We start from the raw sequence: 17,551 nt of genomic DNA, 5'->3' as shown, positions 1-17,551 counted from the left end.
CTATAAAGACACTACAACTCTAAGCGAATGGATTAAAGGATCTTGCGCAATTTGAAATCCTTCATTTATTGATTGTAGTTCTACCTGATGTGATACCGACTTTTTTACATCGAGTTTCCCATTAGATACTAGTTCTAAAACTTTTTCAAGATCACTACGCAGATAACCATATGATCCAGAAAGTTGCACCTCTTCTTTAAAGAACCGATACGGATCAACCATAAATGGTTTTCTGGTAGCACCTACGATTGTAACCTTTCCACCTGTTCGGACACTACCTATTGCTTGTTGATATGTTTGTTCCAATCCGACAAATTCTAAGGCGCAATCTGCCCCTCTTCCACTTGTAAGGTCCTTTATGCTCTCAATCAAGTTTTCTTTTAAAGAATTAATAGTATGGATCGCCCCGAATTCTTTAGCCCATTCCAATTTCTCATCCGTAATATCAACTGCTATGACATTTGCCCCTCTAAGTTTCGATGCAATTTGCACAGCGTTTAATCCAAGAGCACCAATTCCATAAATAATCACATTTTGCCCCATTTTGATGTTACTTCTCTCAATTGCATGAAATGGAGTGCTTACGGCATCAGTTATAACAGCTCCTTCGTTCCAACTAACCGATTCCGGCAAATAGAGGCAGTTTTTTTCAGGAACAGTAATGTATTCTTTGAATGCACCATCAGTGTCAATGCCTAAGGTTTGTAAAGAAAAACATAAGTTTTCACGGCCATTTTTGCAATTCTCACAAATCCCGCATGTTAATAGGTTATATACAACTACACGTTGCCCATTGGAAATGCTTTTAACATTTGCTCCTACAGAAATGACTTCACCGGACAATTCGTGTCCCAACACCATTGGTAAAGGTTTCCGAGGAGGGTATTTCCCCTCCCATATGGAAACATCTGTGTGACAAATCCCACAAGCCTTTACCTTGATAACAACCTCACCAGGTTTTGGTTCAGGTTCCGGAATATCTAGTAGTATCATTGGTTTAACGAATTCCTTTAATATTGCAGCCCTCATAACTGGTTCTCCTATGTGTTGTCTGCCGCTGCGGCGACTTCATTCATAGAGTTCTCACCCAAATTACGAAGGAACGGCATAACTTCGGATGCGAATAGATCCATATTCTTAATTGTTAGGTGATGGGGTAAGGTACCAAAGTGCATCATCCCTAGTAAATTCCCAAAGCCAAATTCCTCTTGATATTTTTTAATTTTCTCTCGAACTGTCTTTGCGCTTCCAACAATCACATATTCCTTTTCATAGAGTTCGTCGAAGGAGAGGTAGCTGGTTCCGATTCCTTTTTTGCTTTCAAGGACTTTTTGGGTTGATTTAAGTGTTAGATATCCATCCGGGAAAAACATTCTCTGAGGCATTTTGAATACATCGTTGAACAAATATTCAATATGACGGCGCGCTTCCTGCTTTGCCTGCTCATCCGTTTCGGCGACATAAATAGGTAGAGCCCAACCCATTTGGAATGGTGAAGCCTCATATCCGTATTTTAGGGTTGCTTCTTTGAACATAGTAAATACCCTTCGAACATTTGAAATGGAACTATAGGTTTGGAGATAAGTGTATTTTTTCTTAGCTACCCAATCAATAGTTTCCAAACTACCTTGGGAAGGAATCCAAATAGGTGGGTGTGGGTTACTTTGAACAGGACGTGGCCATGGATTCACATATCTTAGTTTGGTAAACTCTGCATAATATTCGAAGGGTCCCTCCTCAGTCCAGGCTTTAGTAATTAAATCATGTGCTTCGTAAAATTTATCCCGCGATAAGGTTGGGTCCTTTGAAAAACTATGGTATTCTGGTCCAATTCCTCTTACAAAACCCGAAATGATCCTTCCATTCGTCAATACATCTAACATGGCAATTTCTTCCGCAATTCTTAATGGGTTGTCACGTAGTGGAATAGCATTGCCTAATACCGCAATTTTCACCTTAGATGTCCTACTGGCGAGCGCAGCCGCCATAATATTTGGCGAAGGCATCGTTCCGTAAGCTGTTTGATGATGCTCATTTACACATACCCCATCAAAACCAATCTTTTCGGCATATTCAAGTTCACTTAGATATCTTTCGTATAACTTAACACCTTTTTCTGGATCATAATGTTTATTTGGAAAAGTGACCCATGCTGCATCATATTTATTTACCATTTCTTCGGTAACATAAGGCCACGCCATTAGGTGATGAAAAAAGAACCTCATTTTATTCTCCTCCTTGAAGAAACGAAATTGCTTCATTATAGAATTCATTTACTTTTTCTTGAGCAGGCAAATGTCCACAGTCTTTAATCACTGTTAACTTCGCATTTGGCAGTAAGTTTAAAAATTCATGCCCATACTCTACTGGGAAAATTTCATCCTTCTCTCCCCAAACAATTAAAACCGGTATTTTCACTCTGTGAATTCGTTCTCTAATCTTTGGATTATGAAAGTAAGGATTCCACGCCAAATGAGAGGTCATTATCCGATTTCGTATGTTCATTTCCACTGCTTCAGGATCAGACGATCCTAGGGATCTCAGTTTCTCAGGAATTGATTTGTCATAGAATAAAAGTTCAAGTACATCGTTAGGATCCATAATAAATTGATCAACTACCTCAACACCCTCAACCCTAATTCCTGCAGAATCGAGGAGAATAAGTTTACTCACTCGGTGGGGTGCAATTATAGCGATCTCTAAGGCAAGCCAACCTCCTAAAGAAGATCCAACAAATGTAGCTGAGTCAATTGATAAATCATCCATTAAATCCAAATAAAAATAAGCCAAATCTGTCATCGACTGGATTTTTGTACAATTTTCACTCTTGCCGTACCCTGGATGTTCCGGTGCATATACTTGAAAATGCTTGGATAGTAAATCAAGACAAGGCAACCAGTTCCCCCCACCAGCTGCACCGTGTAAGTAAATAAGCGGTTCCCCAGTTCCTCCTTGCATCAAACGCACTTTTGTTCCCTGTATTGAAACATATTCGAGCAAATGCTTACTTGTTGTAGTCACCTAAACCCCTCCGTTTTTTATTTGGGACACTGCCCCGAATCCAACTTCAGGATAAACCTTTCCGTTTATTCTGTCAATACTATATTTACTGTGTATTTATTGTTAATATAAAATTCTGTTATTTATATGGACTTTTTAACTTATGGAAGATAAAATACAAAACAAATAATCCCTAATTCCTCATGATCTGTAAAAAAGCGAAATTCCATATGTTAGTCCTTCTATTTGAAAATTAATAATTCGGAGGTGTTCAATACTATGATAAGAACTCCATTTGATTTAGCTTTAAATACAATAACAATAAAATACGCATCCATTAATGAAAAAATTGAGATGATCAAGGAAGCCGGTTTTAATTGCATTGAACTTTGGAGTAACGAAATACAGGAGCTTATTTCAATCGATGGGAACCTTAACTCTTTCAAAGAATTATTGAACCAACATCAAATGGAAATTCTATTCGTATGTCCTGCCCCATCCTATTATCCATGGCATTACGATTTAACATTACTGCTCCTTAATGATTTTAAAGAACTTTTTGAACGCAGTCAGGCCCTTGGTGCGAGCGGAATTGTTATGCCTATTATCGGAAATATAGGAACAATACCCGAAACAATATCTAACACTCAAAAATTATGTGATATCGCTGCTTCATACAATCTTGTACTTGGATTAGAATTTATCGGATCAAACAGGAAGTTAAATACACTAGAAAGCGTTCTAAGTGTTATTGAAAAAGTAAATCGATTTAACTGTAAACTAGTGATCGACCTTTTTCATGTTTATAGAGGAAACTCAAACATTAAGGCAATAAGGAGAATTGATCCAGAAAGGATAATGGTAGTTCATCTTGATGATTCCATGTCTATTCCAATTTCTAATTTAATCGGAACAAAGCATAGAGTTTTTCCTGGTGATGGTATAATACCAATTATGAATTGGATAAAACTAATAAAGGAAACTGGCTATCACGGACCATTCTCTGTTGAGGTTTTTAACGAGGATTATTGGCAACGAAATACAAAGGAGGTTTGCATCGAAGCATTTCAAAAAACAACTGCCTTTCTTAAATAGCTAGATTCCCCCTTGAAACATTTCCCTTATTTTGACGTTATAGAAGCGAAATTTAATAAACGTATAAGCCCTCACATTTCGGTTAGGTATGTGGGCTTTTTGATTCTTTATAGCCATCAAATTGAATTCAAATAAACACCTCGTTTCCAAATGGAAACCAATTGTTGAGTACTGAAATCACAAGGAACGTAATATTCCTACCCATTCATGACTATGTCCAAATTCGCAAAGCCAACGCTTCACCATCTGTGATCATTATGAGAAATCCATTGAGAACAAAGCTGACAGCTGCTCCGTTGCCGGATGGTAATACTTATATTTGTGAAAAAAATAGAAAAAATCGGGGTCCATGTTTACCTCAGACCGCAAACAAAAAAGCTCATCGATCGGGTGGCAGGCGGCAAGAGGATAAACACGAAAGGGAATCGATCCGATTTCGTGGATGGAATCCTTGAACAGTATTTTTCGAAGGAAAGGCATGTGGAAGGAATGAGGCACCTGGAGGTTGCCATTATCCGCAACGAATATCCTATTTTTTTAAAATTTAAATGAAAGGTGTATATGGAACTATTTCCTTTACATGGAGAAAAAATTGCACCCAGAGAAGTATGATTTTTTTACGGATGTATTGACACCCTATCGTAAACATAGTCCATAGCTTAATTCTTCTCTTCAACCAACTTGAAAGAATGTCAAATTTGTTCGACTTCGCAAAGCCAACGCTTTAGTTCAGAGAAGGGGTCTGACTTTTCTGAGATGAAGTGCGATAGTGCTTTCCGTCAGCGATTACTGGTACCTGCTCACCCGAGTGGAAAGCAAAATGGAAGCCCTAACCACCTCCTCGATCACCGAGGTGACACAGGCCGGCCATCCATAGTTGGCGCAAGGAATCTTAGCTGGCGGAAGCCTGGGATAGGAAAAGTCCCTGATTTCTACATAGAATCAGGGACTTTTACATATTATAAAACACTCTAACTCTCGAATAATTTCAGACCCTTGTCGAAGGGAAAGCGCTAGCTTTTCCGTGTTCGATTAGAAGCGCCTCGCCGCTTCAGCCTTTATCCAATTTGACTCTGATAGACTTCCAGATTACTATAAACGACTTCAAGTAAAGGGCTATTAAGATTTAATTCTTTTGACAGCTTTAGTAAATAACCGTGTATATGGTCTCCTTCAAGCGGTGCGCCTTTTTCCATGTCTTTTAACATGGAGGCCTTGCTGCCGTAGGGTGCTGAATCAAAAGATGCTAAATGCTTTTGGGATATTCCCTCACTCAAGGGAGCACCATATCTTTCCATGACGGTTCTTACTTCATTCGATAATCCTTCCAGGAATGACCGGCTACCTTCACTAGAACGAATAGCCCCCATTGGGGAACGGAACAACGTTGTAACTCCGGACATAGTCGCAATAAATAAATACTTGTGCCACATTTCTTGTTCGATATTATCGCTAATTTCACATGTCGTTTTTGCACTTGTGAACAGGTGTTTTATTTTTTCAATCCGTTTGGATGGCGTTCTATCAAATTCTCCAATGACCATTCGATTATTTGGGCCGGATTGGATCACGGTTCCTTTATCATCTAGTGTGGCTGAGACATAACACAGACCCCCAATAACGTTTTGTTCTCCCAGTTCTCTTTTTAATAAAGGCACATGTGCGATCCCATTTAATAACGGTAGGATCACTGTATGCTCTCCAACGAATGGTTTAATATCAGCTATTGCCTGTTCTAAATGATACGCCTTCGTTGAAAAGATAATCAAGTCAAAGGAGGAAGGAGAATCATTGACCGTAATGGTTTTAGGAGAAACTGTTATATCACCAAAGTCACTTTTCAGAACTAATCCATTTTGCCTTAATTCCTTTTGGCGATTTTCCCTTACTAAAAAGGTAATATCTTCTCCCTTTTCAAGCAATCTTCCCCCAAAATAACCACCGATTGCTCCTGCTCCTAATACAAGTGTTCGCATCTATTATCACCCTTTCTGAAATGGGTCCAAATAATTTGAAAATAGTAATTAATAGTTACATACTACTATTCCTTATGTAACCTGTAAATGGTGAATACTTTGAATTCCGTTTTTTATATGTTGGTCCTTTAAGGACAGAGATCTGTTTTTTGGGTGCACTTCTTAGGTCGCTGCTGCAATATGTTATATCACCTTATGAAACGATGGCGAGGTGTGGGTATGCCTAGACAGAATCAGGGTGGAATACCCTACAGCATTGAAATTGTCACCACAGGATTACAAGTGCCTTGGGCTCTGGATTTTACACCTGACGGACGGATTTTTCTAACTGAAAGGCCGGGAAGAGTTCGAAGGGTGGCCCAGGGAAGACTCTTGCCTGACCCGTTGATTACGTTCTCTCCCCCTTTTATCAACGTCGGTGAAGGCGGTCTGCTGGGAATCGCGGTCGATCCCGAGTTTTCCAAAAACCATTTTTTCTACGTATATCTTACTTATGAAGCGAGGGGGCAAATCCGAAATCGGATTGTCCGATTAGTGGAAAATAATCAGGCGGCTCGGATTGACCGGGTTTTACTCGATGCAATCCCTGGCAGTCGGATCCACGACGGGGGGCGGTTAAAATTCGGACCAGATGGATTGCTTTATGCAACCACCGGTGATGTAGGGATATCCTCTTCGGCTCAAAATCGCAGACTGTTGTCTGGCAAGATCCTGCGCATTCAACGAAACGGAGCAATTCCAAGAAGGAATCCTTTTCGCGGTTCCCCTGTGTTCAGCTTAGGCCACCGAAATCCTGAGGGATTGGCATGGGATCCTCGTACAAGGATTTTGTATAGTTCTGAACACGGGGATTCTGGTCATGATGAGATCAATCTGATTCAGGCAGGCGACAATTACGGCTGGCCGATCATTGAAGGCGATGAACAGCAGGGGGCGTTGGTGCGCCCATTGATTCAAAGTGGCAATCGAACCTGGGCCCCTTCCGGCATGACCTTTGTGACAAGAGGACCGTGGAGGAACCAATTGTTGGTGGCCAATCTGAGGGGTAGCCAAATTCTACGTTTTTCGATTGAGGAGGGGCGCCCACGCTCGATCCGCTTATTGTCTTCTTTTTTTGGTTCGCGCGGGCGGATTCGGGATATCATAGAGGGTCCAGATGGATCGCTTTTTGTGTTGACCAGCAATCGGGACGGACGCGGGCGTGTTCGACCGGGTGATGATCATTTGTTTCGGTTGAGGCCGATTTAAGGCTCACTTAATGAGCGGGAGCGAATCCTTTTCTCTATAACAGACACTTGTCTTTAGTATTGAATTATTTATTGATAAAAGTTTTGATTTCTTCTTCTGACATGGATGAATCGCATTTTACGTTTACTGTGTAACCATTCGTATAGATGAAACCGGGAACCGTTGGAATGTCGTATTCATTTCGGAAGGCCGTAATCCCTTCCATATCAGATTCCTCCACGCTATTGATATAATAGATGTGAGTATCCGTTTCTGCAGCCACTTTTTTTAGTTTTTTAATGAATAATTGACAATAAGGACAAACAGCCTTGCCAATATAGATAACCGCTTCGCCTTTTCCTTTTATCAATTCCTGTGCTTTTGCGGAATCAATTTTATCAAAACTAGCTACATCTTCTTCATAAGCAGCAATCATCGTTCCAATCTCCTTTCTTAGGTAAAAAGCGGGATGGTTCTCTTGTTTTCCTAATTATTAGGAGAACGGGAGAACCGTCCCCTCATTTCAACAGGTTACCGTTGTAAATTCGCTTTTTGCTAGTGGTACCTCTAGTTTGATTAATTTTGAGTCCTAACTTTGTAATAGTTCAGGGAATAAATACTGGATAATATGCATTGTTAATCGTCGTGATTTGCCTTTATAAGGATAAACATGCATATACATGGATGGATTAAAATTCGCTTCAATAATTCCATAAGCATTTTTATGTGCTGCAGGAACCTCTGTATCTTCAATAATTAAATCAATTCCACAAATTTTAACGCCTAGGGCGGCTACCGCATCCACTGCAATTTTTTTATAATCATCAGGAATGAGATCGGTCACATCAATCGAATCTCCACCTGTACTAATATTAGAGTTTTCACGCAGATAGACGATTTCATCCTTTTCTGGAATGGAATCCATTTGATACCCTTGACCTTTAAGCATCAGGTTCTCTAATTCACTTAATTGTATCGTTTCTAGAGGGGTCCGATGATCTCTTCCTCTTAGCGGGTCACGATTCTTATTAATGACTAATTCTTCAATAGTTTGTTTCCCGTCACCTTTTACATTCGCAGGAATTCGTAATAAAACAGCAAGAACTTGATCATTTAACACAAAAAAACGATATTCTGTTCCTTTCATAAATTCTTCTACTAAAACAGAATGATCTTCTTTAAAGGCTAAAGTGATTGCTTTAAGATAATCTTCTTCCTTTGCGCCATCCTTGAAGATGGATATTCCTATTCCATAGTTTGTTGTTTTCGGCTTCACAACAAAAGGTTTGCTGGAAAATAGATGATAGGAACGAATAGCCTGCTCAACTGTTTGAAACTCTTCACCTTTAGGCACTCGGAATCCATGTTGGTGAAGAATTTTCTTTGTTACCGTTTTATTTTCCATAATTAAAGTCGATACATAATTATCCTTACTTGTCATGTTCCCATTTTTCACATATTCAACATGATCCTTTAATTTCAGCTTTAAAAATTGATCTTGTCGATCCAAGATTTCTATTTGGATCCCTTGTTGAATCGCATCAAACATTAAAATCTGAGTGGACAACTCCATATCCGTAAATCCTGCTAATTGATATGGTTTCTCCCATGATTTTTTATGATTTTCTTTAGAGATTAATGTAGCCACCTGACTTTGACTGCTTTTTTCACTTTCTTTATAAAGTCTGCCCGCTAAAGTCTTGCTTGGATCCATCAGCATTTCTCTTAGATGAACAAATAACCTATCATAAACAGGTAAATCTAAGGTTTCTACTAACTTCTCCATCTCATCAATCATCTTGTTCGCATCTACTTCAAATTGTGTGCGCGCTAATGGATGCTCGAGAGCCACGATCTCATTGTAGGAATCCCCCAATTTTACCCATTCATCACAATGATCTCCTTCATCTTTCCATAGTAAATAAAGTAAGAAAAGATGGAGAAATTCTACTTGTTCATCACTAATTCCATATCTTTCAAAAGGATTTAAATCGATATTGCGCAATTCAATATATTGAATACCGTGATCTTTTAAATCTGAAACATGATGCCCCCCTCTTAAACGAATGGGTCCATAAAATTCCTTTTCTTCTGATAGAAGTCCTCTTTGAACCAAGGAAGCAAGATCTGAAATATAGTTCCGAATACTGCTATACGACACTTGAACATCATCCGAATTGGCATACCCGTATTTACTGCCTCGAATGCTTCTTACAGGTTCATTCAAAGAATCATCTTCAAAAAAGTTCTTTTCGCTCTGAGGAGAAGCCCCATAAAAATAAGTCACAAACCATCGGTAGTGCAAATAATTTCTTGTAACTTTTAAATACATTTCCACTTTAAACTGCTGATAATCTTTGAACTCCGATTGTGCACGAAATAAGGCTTGAACCAACTCTTCGCCAAATTCAAAGTTGAAATGAATTCCGCTAACCATTTGTTTGCGATTGCCATAAGTTTGCGATAAAATTTGACGATATCGAACATTCTCGACATTCTCCAATTTCGCAATCACAATCTCTTCTTCTTTTTCTGGTAACTGTGGCGGCATGCTTAATGGCCATAGCATTTCATTCTCATCCATCGAGCGATAAACAACATCATGAATCGCTGCCAAGGAATGAAACAAATCCTCTACGGTCTCCGTAACAGGTGTGATTAATTCCATTTGTGTTTCTGAAAAATCTCGTTGAATATATGGGTGATCATCTTTTAACGTAATGCTCTTAGGATGATCGGTTTTAGCTAAATTTCCCGATAAATCCACTCGATGGCTTTCTTTTTCAATCCCATAACGGGCTTTTAATAAGTATGATTTCACACGGTCATTCGCTAACATTTTTTTAAAATCCATAGCTTCGCCTCCTCCCAATTAACCATATATGACTAAATATTCGGAAAAAATATCCATGTTATGTTAAAAATGCGGATATTTTTTACATCCCCTCATGATAATAATCTTAAGTACTTCATATGGAAAGAGAAATGATCCGCTAAGAAAGTAGATATAAAGAAATAGCTATGATCATAACCTTCCTTTTTCTCATAATTGACTACTTGATTATTTTCCCCAGCATTCTTTAATAAATAAGTTTCATCTGGCAGCAGTAGGATTAGTTTTGTTATTTCAAAAGAATACATAAAAATATAGCAAGTGTTTCTGTTCACGTGAATATTTTGTGACAAACATTACGAAACGACAAGACCATTTTGCAACTGGAACATTTGATAATAGAGTCCTTTTTGCGCCAATAGTTCCTGGTGTGATCCTCTTTCGACAATGTTTCCTTGATGGAGGACGAGAATTAAGTCAGCATCTTGAATCGTTGATAATCTGTGCGCGATCGCAATCGTCGTTCTCCCCTTACGCATTTTTGCTAAAGCAGCTTGAATTTCTTCTTCTGTTTCCGTATCAATATTAGCTGTCGCCTCATCGAGAACAAGGATCTTTGGATCCGTAGCAATGGTTCTGGCGAATGCAATAAGCTGCCGCTGTCCACTAGAGAAAGTAGAGCCACGCTCAACGACCCGATGCTCGTAACCATCCGCTAGCTTTTCGATAAAGTGATGTGCACGAACAAACTCCGCTGCCTCTTTTACTTTTTCATTTGTCATTGAATCGTTATGCAAACGAATGTTATCCATTACCGTACCATAAAATAGGAAAGGGTCTTGAAGGACGAGTCCCATTTTTTCCCGTAACTCTTCACGTGAATATTCCTTAATTGAAATACCATCGATGAAGATATCCCCTCGCTCAAATTCATAAAATCTCATCAGCAAATTAATGATTGAACTTTTGCCACTTCCCGTATGACCGACTAGCGCTACAGTCTCACCCGGTTTTGCAGTGAAGGAAATCTCGTTGAGCACATCCTTTTTCCCATCATAGGAGAAGCTCACGTCACGAAACTCAATTTCCCCTTCTTTGATTTTTGTTTCACCCGCATTCTTTTGTTCCGGTGCCACTTCCGATTCATCAAGCAGTCGGAATACCCTGCCGGCAGCAATAATGGCTTGTTGATACAAGGATAGCTGCCTCATCACGTCATTCACTGGCCTAAAGAAACGATGCAAATACGTTGTAAAGGCATATACCACACCGATTTCAACAGGACTATTTAAAGAGGTAATCCCGAAATAGCTTAGTGCCATTATTAAAGAACCAAAATACACGAGCTCGACTGCAGGCCTTAAAAGCAAGCTGTCTAGTTTAATATTTCTGCGACCGGCAAGAAAATGCTTTTCGTTGATCGCAGAAAACTCACTTTCTAGTCTTTTCTGCTGTCTGAACATTTGGATCATGGCCATGCCCTGCAATGATTCATTAAGCTTTGCATTCAGCTCACCTAATCGTTCACGCATTTCCGCATAATAACGTGAACTGTATTTCCGATACAGTTTTATGATCAATAAAATTAGCGGAATAATGATTAAACAAAATGCTGCCAATTTAACATTTAGAATGAACATCGCGATAAATATACCGATAAGTAAAAATCCACTTTGGATAAAACTGGCGAGAACCGTTACAAACAGTTCCTTTATTGCCTCTGTATCATTCGTAACTCTAGAAACCGTACTTCCAGCTGGAGTCCTATCAAAATATCTTAATCCGAGTCCCTGTACTTTAGTAAAGACATCCACACGGATTTTTTGAATGATTTTTAAGGCAATCTCCTGAAATTTATATTGTTGAAAATACGTAATAAACGACCTTGCTACTTGAATAGCAAGGTAGCCTCCTCCTAAAACGAGCAATGGCTGAAGAGAAAGAGATCTCGGCGCTAAATAGTCATCAATAAAATGTGCAATCATTAACGGTCCGACAATTTCCGCCAATGTAGCCAACGTCAGGAGGATAAAGGCAAAAATAATTTTTTTATAATGAGGGGTCGTATAGGAAAGCAGTCGAAACAGGATCGTACGCTGCTCCTGTTTCGTAAATTCAGTTGGTTTGCCCATGAGATCCCCCTTTCTCTACAATTGCTTCTAACTGCTGATGGAGATACATTTCCTTGTACCAGCCATCCTGTTCCATTAGTTCATCGTGTGTACCCATTTGGGCAATCTCTCCTTTATCAAGAACGAGAATGGTATCCGCATGCTGAATCGCACTTAAGCGATGTGCTGTAATAATCGTTGTTTTTCCAGCACGAGTTCCCCTTAATGATGCTAAGATCCCATCTTCCGTTTTCGCATCAACGGCGGATAAAGAGTCATCGAGAATTAAGACTTCTGGTTCCATTAATAACGCTCTAGCAATGGATATCCTTTGCTTTTGTCCACCGGAAAGGGAGACGCCTCTCTCGCCGACAATCGTATCATACCCATCCGTAAATTGAAGAATATCCTCATCTATCTTCGCTAATCTCGCAGCATGACGAATTTCCTCAATTGACGCATCTGGCTTTGCAAATGAAATGTTTTCTGCAACCGTAGATGAAAATAGAAAATGCTCCTGTGGTACATAACCAATTGCTTCACGAAGCCTTTCAAGTTTATATTCATCTATACGTCTTTCGCCAAACAAAATATCTCCATCAAACCCTTCACTCTCCCGAATGAGAAGTTTTAACAAAGTCGTTTTTCCAGCTCCTGTTTTTCCGACAATGCCGAGGGTTTCTCCCCTTCTTAACTTAAAGTGTATTTGATTTAATACAGGCTGCTGTTCTCCTGGGTAAGCAAAATCATCCATATGAAATGCAATATCCCCAGTCGGAACTTGATCGAACGCATCTGGTGTATCTACTATATCAACTGGCTCTTCCAGAATCGATCGTATCCGATCATAAGAAGCTCTCCCTCTTTCCAAAATATTAAACAAAAAGCCAAATGCCAGCATCGGCCAGACGAGCAACCCTAAATAGGCATTAAACGAAACGAGTTCCCCAATTGTAATCATTCCATCTATGACAAACTTCGCACCAAAAGCAATCGATAAGAAAAAAGAGACCCCTACAATGCCAGCGATGGTTGGATCATATAAGGCATCCACTCGCGCAACTGCCAAGTTCTTTTTCACGACATCGGCTGATTGGTGATAAAATTCTTCGACATCTTCCTTTTCTTGACCAAATGTTTTAATGACTTTAATTCCTGTAATACTCTCCTGTGTTTTGTCGTTCAAAGACGAAAAGGCTTCTTGCGCCTTGTAAAACCGTTTATGAAGCAAACGACCATACCAGTTCGTCATAATCGCCATGAATGGCATTGGAATTAAGCAAATTAGCGTTAATTCCCAGCTTATCGTAGTTGCCATTACCACAACGACCGCAATCCCAATCGTTAATGAATCGACCATTGTTAATACGCCGGCTCCTGCGGTCTGCTGAATAGCTTGTAAATCATTTGTCGCGTGAGCCATTAAGTCGCCTACTCTTTTCTTTTGATAGAAGGTTTGCGACATTTTCGTAAAATGAGAATACAGCATATCCCGCAGCTGTCTAGCAAGCTTATAAGCGGAACCGAAAATCATGACCCGCCAAAAATAGCGAATGATATACATCAAAATGCCTGTGACCGTTAAAACGATCATCCATGTCAGAAGCTGGCTTCCTGTTAGAGTCCCGTCTTTCATTGCATCTACAATAATCCCAATGATTTTGGGCGGAACCAATTCAAGCATCGCTACCACAATTAATAAAAGGATTCCTAGAATATATGGTCTTTTTTCCTGTTTAAAGAACCATTTCAAATCCATAAAAACCTTCATTCAACCACCCCCTGTAAAAACATAAGAATATGAACCCTGTCACCTTCTCTACACCAAATAAAAAGCACTCCTTTGCGAGTGCTTGTCCTCTTTGAATTTTACTGCCAAATGCTGTGAATGGTTGTGACCGCCTCCCATTCACTTCAAAAATCAAATCCTATAAGCGGATATAAGTTTACAAAAAAACTAGACAGTTTTCAAATAGAAAGAAATATCAATTCTATCAATCATTATCTAGTAATTGTCTAGTTTAGGCAAGGCTAAAAAGCACGTCGCACATGAACAACCGGACTCGCAATGATGTATCCAATAATCGGTACAGGATTGGATTGAATTTCAGTCAGAGGAGTTATCCCCTTCATGTATATTAATAATATTCTCTATGTTATGATAGTAAGGTAAACTAAAACTTGTCAGCGAAAGAATAAGATATATGAAAAGAGGAGGAATCGTAAGGTGATTATTCATCCAATCAAAGCCTTTTCTGATAATTACATATGGTGCATTCAAGAAGAAACAGAGGCAGTTGTGGTTGATCCGGGAAAAGCGAAAGTTGTCCTTGATTACCTCGAAGAAAAGCAGCTTCGTTTGGCGGCCATTCTTTTAACGCATAAGCATGAAGATCATACCGGCGGGGTACGGGAGATTGTAGCGAGACATCCGGAAAGTCCTGTTTATGGACCGAATGAAACGAAAGGCTTGGCGAATCGTGTTGTAGAGGAAGGGGATTCCTTTAACTTGTTGGGCCAAACTTTTCAAGTCTACGAAACGGGAGGTCATACGCATGGCCATATCAGTTTTTTAATGGGAGATCATCTCTTTTGCGGGGATTCCTTGTTTTCAGCAGGATGCGGTCGGGTTTTTACCGGCGATTACGAAGCTCAATATGAAACCTTGCAGAAATTTAAGCGCTTGGATGATGATATAAATGTTTATCCCGGTCACGAGTATACCGAAATTAATTTACGTTTTGCATACGACATGCAGACAGATAATGAAAAAATTTCCAAAGCATTGGAAGAAGTCCGGGAAATGCGTGCAAAAGGACATCCAACACTCCCGACAACGATCGGCAGAGAGAAGGAAATTAACCTCTTTCTGCAAGTGGAAACATTGGAGTACTTTATCGAATTGCGCAACGCCCGTGATGACTTCTAGGGGGATTCGAGTTACTGGGCTGCTTTTTGCCGAATGATAAATATAGATAGATGATAAACTAAATATCAGGAATACTTTTATACTGTTAGTATGATGGAGTCCGGAGTTATTAAATAGCTATTGGGAGGAGTGTTGAGATGACAAAATATGAATTACCAAACGTGTGGCAGTGGGAAGAAGAGAATTCGAATAGAGGCGGTAATCGTCCGACAGCCGGTGAACGTTTCGAACAAAAACTACCAGTCGGAGAGGCACCGTTCCAACTCTATTCACTGGGAACGCCGAACGGTATTAAAGTGACGATTATGCTGGAAGAACTAAAAGAGTTGGGTGTCGATGGTGCAGACTATAATTTGTATAAAATCAATATTGGAGCCGGCGATCAATTTGGTTCAGATTTTGTCAAGATCAATCCTAATTCTAAGATCCCAGCCCTAGTCGATCAAAGTCAAAGTCCACGTGTGGAAATTTTTGAATCAGGATCGATTCTACTTTACTTGGCTGAGAAATTTAAAAAACTGATCCCGACAGATATTCATGGACGGACAAAAACCCTGAATTGGCTATTCTGGCAAATTGGGTCAGGTCCTTATGTTGGTGGAGGGTTTGGTCACTTTTTTGCTTATGCGCCAGAGCCTATGAAATACCCAATTGATCGTTTTACTATGGAAACGAAACGTCAATTAGACTTACTGGATAAAATATTAGCTCAGCATTCTTATATCGCTGGTGATACCTATACTATTGCAGATATTACGATATGGTCTTGGTACGGACGTTTAGCTTTAGGAAAATTGTATGAAGGCTCTTATGAATTTTTAAACATGGATGAATATACTTATCTCTTGGAATGGGCTCATCGCATTGCGAAACGACCAGGCGTTCAAAAAGGTCTTGCAGCAGAGTATCAGCCGCTTGGGGAGTAGTTTCAAAAAAACAATGTATTGATGTTTTTCTCCTTTAAATAACCATTTTAAATAACAATTAACTTTATTCATCGAATTAAATGTACTTATATAGTATCTATGATAAAATAAAATCAATAAAATTACGGAGGATGATATAATGGACCAAGTGCTCGTTGAAATTTGTTTACGTGTTAGAGACATTGATGCTACTTTAGATTTTTATACTGAGCTTTTTGATTTTGAAGTAGCCAGTCGCAGAGAATTCCCTGAAGATAAATTTGATTTAATCTATCTAAATTCACCAGGTTCTTCAGTACAAATAGAACTTACTTACAATTATGATGCAGATCCATATATTATAGGAAATGGTTTCAGTCATTTGGGCGTAACAGTAAATGATTTAGAAGAAATGCATAAAATTTGTAAAGCTTCTTCTTATGAAACAGGTGAATTGAGAGGACTTTCAGGTGGAACACCTTCTTACTTCTTTGTTACTGACCCTGACGGCTATAGAATCGAAGTAAAGCGTAAGAAATAAAACGTTCTAAATACAAAAATGATTGTAAAAAGATTTAACCCTCGACACTCTAATTACAAAATAGAGAAACGAGGGTTAGGCTTTTATTTTAATGTCGTGTCATTTCTCGTTAGGCGAGTGTCCAACTTCGCAAAGCTAACGCTTCAACTCAGAGATGGGGTCTGACCCCTATTCAGAGGTGAAGCGCGGAAGTGCTTCAGCGTCAGCGATTACAAGAAAATAATGTACCCTCTCCGTGTGATGGTGATGACGACTAGAAGTAAACAATGGAACATCACGTAGATTCATGCTCTGTGGTTAAACCCGGCAAAAAACAGACAATGGGTAAAATAAGAATAGAAAGTTTAAAAAGAATCAATTCTGTGATAAAATGGATACAATAAGAAAGAGCCACAGATGCTGCGAACATCTGTGACTACATTGTACGAATCGAATTCCCACTAGGGAAGTCGGCTCATTATTAAGGTAGTAAGGCCTCCTGGGTGCTAATCTCAAGGGAGGCCTTACTTGTTTTTATTTGACGACAGGATAGTAACTACAATTAAAATAATCGTTACTACCAGATGACCAAATCCAATTACTAGATTCAATGCTTTGTATACTGTCATCATTTCACTCACCCCCTTCCTCACCTAATGAGTAAACAGGAGTGAGCCGACCGCCCCTTGAGGAGCCTATTCGATTGTACAAGAAAATTATACCATAAGCCCCTATTGTAGGGAATGTTTGTTCTAGTTTAATTCTATTTATTCACACCAAATAAATGGTTGGTTTGGATAATAATACGGTTGAGCAATCCTGTGATTAATACCGATACAAAATATAGTTAAGGCACACCGGTAGATCCAAATGGTTCGTTTTCCTTTACCAACTATAGGCCTTTATTGATTATCCTCCAACGCCATCTTCAGTAAAATAATACCCTTTTAAAAAT

15 protein-coding genes and 1 pseudogene are annotated in these 17,551 nt (G+C 39.3%); 6 read left to right on the top strand and 10 right to left on the bottom strand.

Annotated elements, in window-relative coordinates:
• The 3 genes from J2Z37_RS16000 to J2Z37_RS15990 are packed head-to-tail and all read right to left on the bottom strand — an operon-like array spanning nt 1 to nt 3,021.
• Nucleotides 1-1,029, bottom strand: coding sequence for an alcohol dehydrogenase catalytic domain-containing protein (locus J2Z37_RS16000; RefSeq protein WP_209811291.1), 1,029 nt, complete (start codon nt 1,027-1,029; stop codon nt 1-3).
• Between the two features lie 11 nt (nt 1,030-1,040).
• On the bottom strand, nt 1,041-2,225 hold the full coding sequence (locus tag J2Z37_RS15995) for an LLM class flavin-dependent oxidoreductase (RefSeq protein WP_209811290.1): 1,185 nt from the start codon (nt 2,223-2,225) through the stop codon (nt 1,041-1,043).
• A 1-nt stretch (nt 2,226) separates the two neighbouring features.
• Nucleotides 2,227-3,021, bottom strand: a complete 795-nt coding sequence (locus tag J2Z37_RS15990; protein WP_209811289.1) for an alpha/beta fold hydrolase — start codon at nt 3,019-3,021, stop codon at nt 2,227-2,229.
• Nucleotides 3,022-3,279: 258 nt separating this feature from the next.
• Between J2Z37_RS15990 and J2Z37_RS15985 the strand changes: the two genes are divergently transcribed.
• Entirely contained in the window at nt 3,280-4,095 is an 816-nt protein-coding gene (locus J2Z37_RS15985; RefSeq protein ID WP_209811288.1) for a sugar phosphate isomerase/epimerase family protein, read from the top strand.
• Between the two features lie 321 nt (nt 4,096-4,416).
• Nucleotides 4,417-4,647 carry a hypothetical protein gene (locus J2Z37_RS15980; RefSeq protein WP_209811287.1) on the top strand — a complete coding sequence of 77 codons (231 nt, stop codon included), beginning with the start codon at nt 4,417-4,419 and terminating at the stop codon, nt 4,645-4,647.
• Between the two features lie 506 nt (nt 4,648-5,153).
• Here the strand turns inward: J2Z37_RS15980 and J2Z37_RS15975 are convergent.
• Entirely contained in the window at nt 5,154-6,071 is a 918-nt protein-coding gene (locus J2Z37_RS15975; protein ID WP_209811286.1) for a ketopantoate reductase family protein, read from the bottom strand.
• 195 nt (nt 6,072-6,266) lie between these two features.
• On the opposite strand from J2Z37_RS15975, the gene J2Z37_RS15970 reads away from it, so the two are divergent.
• On the top strand, nt 6,267-7,319 hold the full coding sequence (locus tag J2Z37_RS15970; protein WP_209811285.1) for a PQQ-dependent sugar dehydrogenase: 1,053 nt from the start codon (nt 6,267-6,269) through the stop codon (nt 7,317-7,319).
• A gap of 64 nt (nt 7,320-7,383) precedes the next feature.
• Here the strand turns inward: J2Z37_RS15970 and J2Z37_RS15965 are convergent, their stop codons facing one another.
• The 5 genes and pseudogenes from J2Z37_RS15965 to J2Z37_RS15950 all read right to left on the bottom strand — a co-directional run bounded on the left by J2Z37_RS15965 (nt 7,384) and on the right by J2Z37_RS15950 (nt 14,013).
• A complete protein-coding gene (locus J2Z37_RS15965) occupies nt 7,384-7,734 on the bottom strand; it encodes a DUF6568 family protein (RefSeq protein ID WP_209811284.1) in 351 nt (116 codons plus the stop codon).
• Between the two features lie 153 nt (nt 7,735-7,887).
• Nucleotides 7,888-10,152: a bifunctional glutamate--cysteine ligase GshA/glutathione synthetase GshB gene (gene gshAB / locus J2Z37_RS15960; protein ID WP_209811283.1), complete on the bottom strand. Its 2,265-nt coding sequence runs from the start codon at nt 10,150-10,152 to the stop codon at nt 7,888-7,890.
• A gap of 92 nt (nt 10,153-10,244) precedes the next feature.
• A pseudogene (locus J2Z37_RS25585) lies at nt 10,245-10,385 on the bottom strand (S-formylglutathione hydrolase); the annotation flags it as partial.
• Nucleotides 10,386-10,487: 102 nt separating this feature from the next.
• Nucleotides 10,488-12,263, bottom strand: coding sequence for an ABC transporter ATP-binding protein (locus J2Z37_RS15955; RefSeq protein WP_209811282.1), 1,776 nt, complete (start codon nt 12,261-12,263; stop codon nt 10,488-10,490).
• Nucleotides 12,247-14,013, bottom strand: a complete 1,767-nt coding sequence (locus J2Z37_RS15950; protein WP_209811281.1) for an ABC transporter transmembrane domain-containing protein — start codon at nt 14,011-14,013, stop codon at nt 12,247-12,249. Before J2Z37_RS15950 ends, J2Z37_RS15955 begins: the two co-directional genes overlap by 17 nt.
• Nucleotides 14,014-14,469: 456 nt before the next feature.
• Here J2Z37_RS15950 and gloB point away from each other — a divergent pair, with 456 nt between their 5' ends.
• The 3 genes from gloB (at nt 14,470) to gloA (ending at nt 16,617) form a co-directional block, all read left to right on the top strand.
• The gene (gene gloB / locus J2Z37_RS15945; protein WP_209811280.1) at nt 14,470-15,171 is read left to right on the top strand and encodes a hydroxyacylglutathione hydrolase; all 702 of its coding nucleotides are present in this window, start codon (nt 14,470-14,472) and stop codon (nt 15,169-15,171) included.
• Nucleotides 15,172-15,308: 137 nt separating this feature from the next.
• Nucleotides 15,309-16,097, top strand: a complete 789-nt coding sequence (gene yghU / locus J2Z37_RS15940; protein WP_209811279.1) for a glutathione-dependent disulfide-bond oxidoreductase — start codon at nt 15,309-15,311, stop codon at nt 16,095-16,097.
• Nucleotides 16,098-16,236: 139 nt separating this feature from the next.
• Nucleotides 16,237-16,617, top strand: a complete 381-nt coding sequence (gene gloA / locus J2Z37_RS15935) for a lactoylglutathione lyase (RefSeq protein WP_209811278.1) — start codon at nt 16,237-16,239, stop codon at nt 16,615-16,617.
• Nucleotides 16,618-17,120: 503 nt separating this feature from the next.
• On the opposite strand, the gene J2Z37_RS25580 is transcribed toward gloA, so the two are convergent.
• A complete protein-coding gene (locus tag J2Z37_RS25580; RefSeq protein WP_245203857.1) occupies nt 17,121-17,228 on the bottom strand; it encodes a putative holin-like toxin in 108 nt (35 codons plus the stop codon).
• Between the last annotated feature and the right edge of the window lie 323 nt (nt 17,229-17,551).

The organism is Ammoniphilus resinae (genome assembly GCF_017873965.1).
Taxonomy (GTDB): domain Bacteria; phylum Bacillota; class Bacilli; order Aneurinibacillales; family RAOX-1; genus Ammoniphilus_A; species Ammoniphilus_A resinae.
The sequence above is the reverse complement of the archived record's forward strand: the minus strand, read 5'-3'. Positions and strand labels throughout refer to the sequence as shown.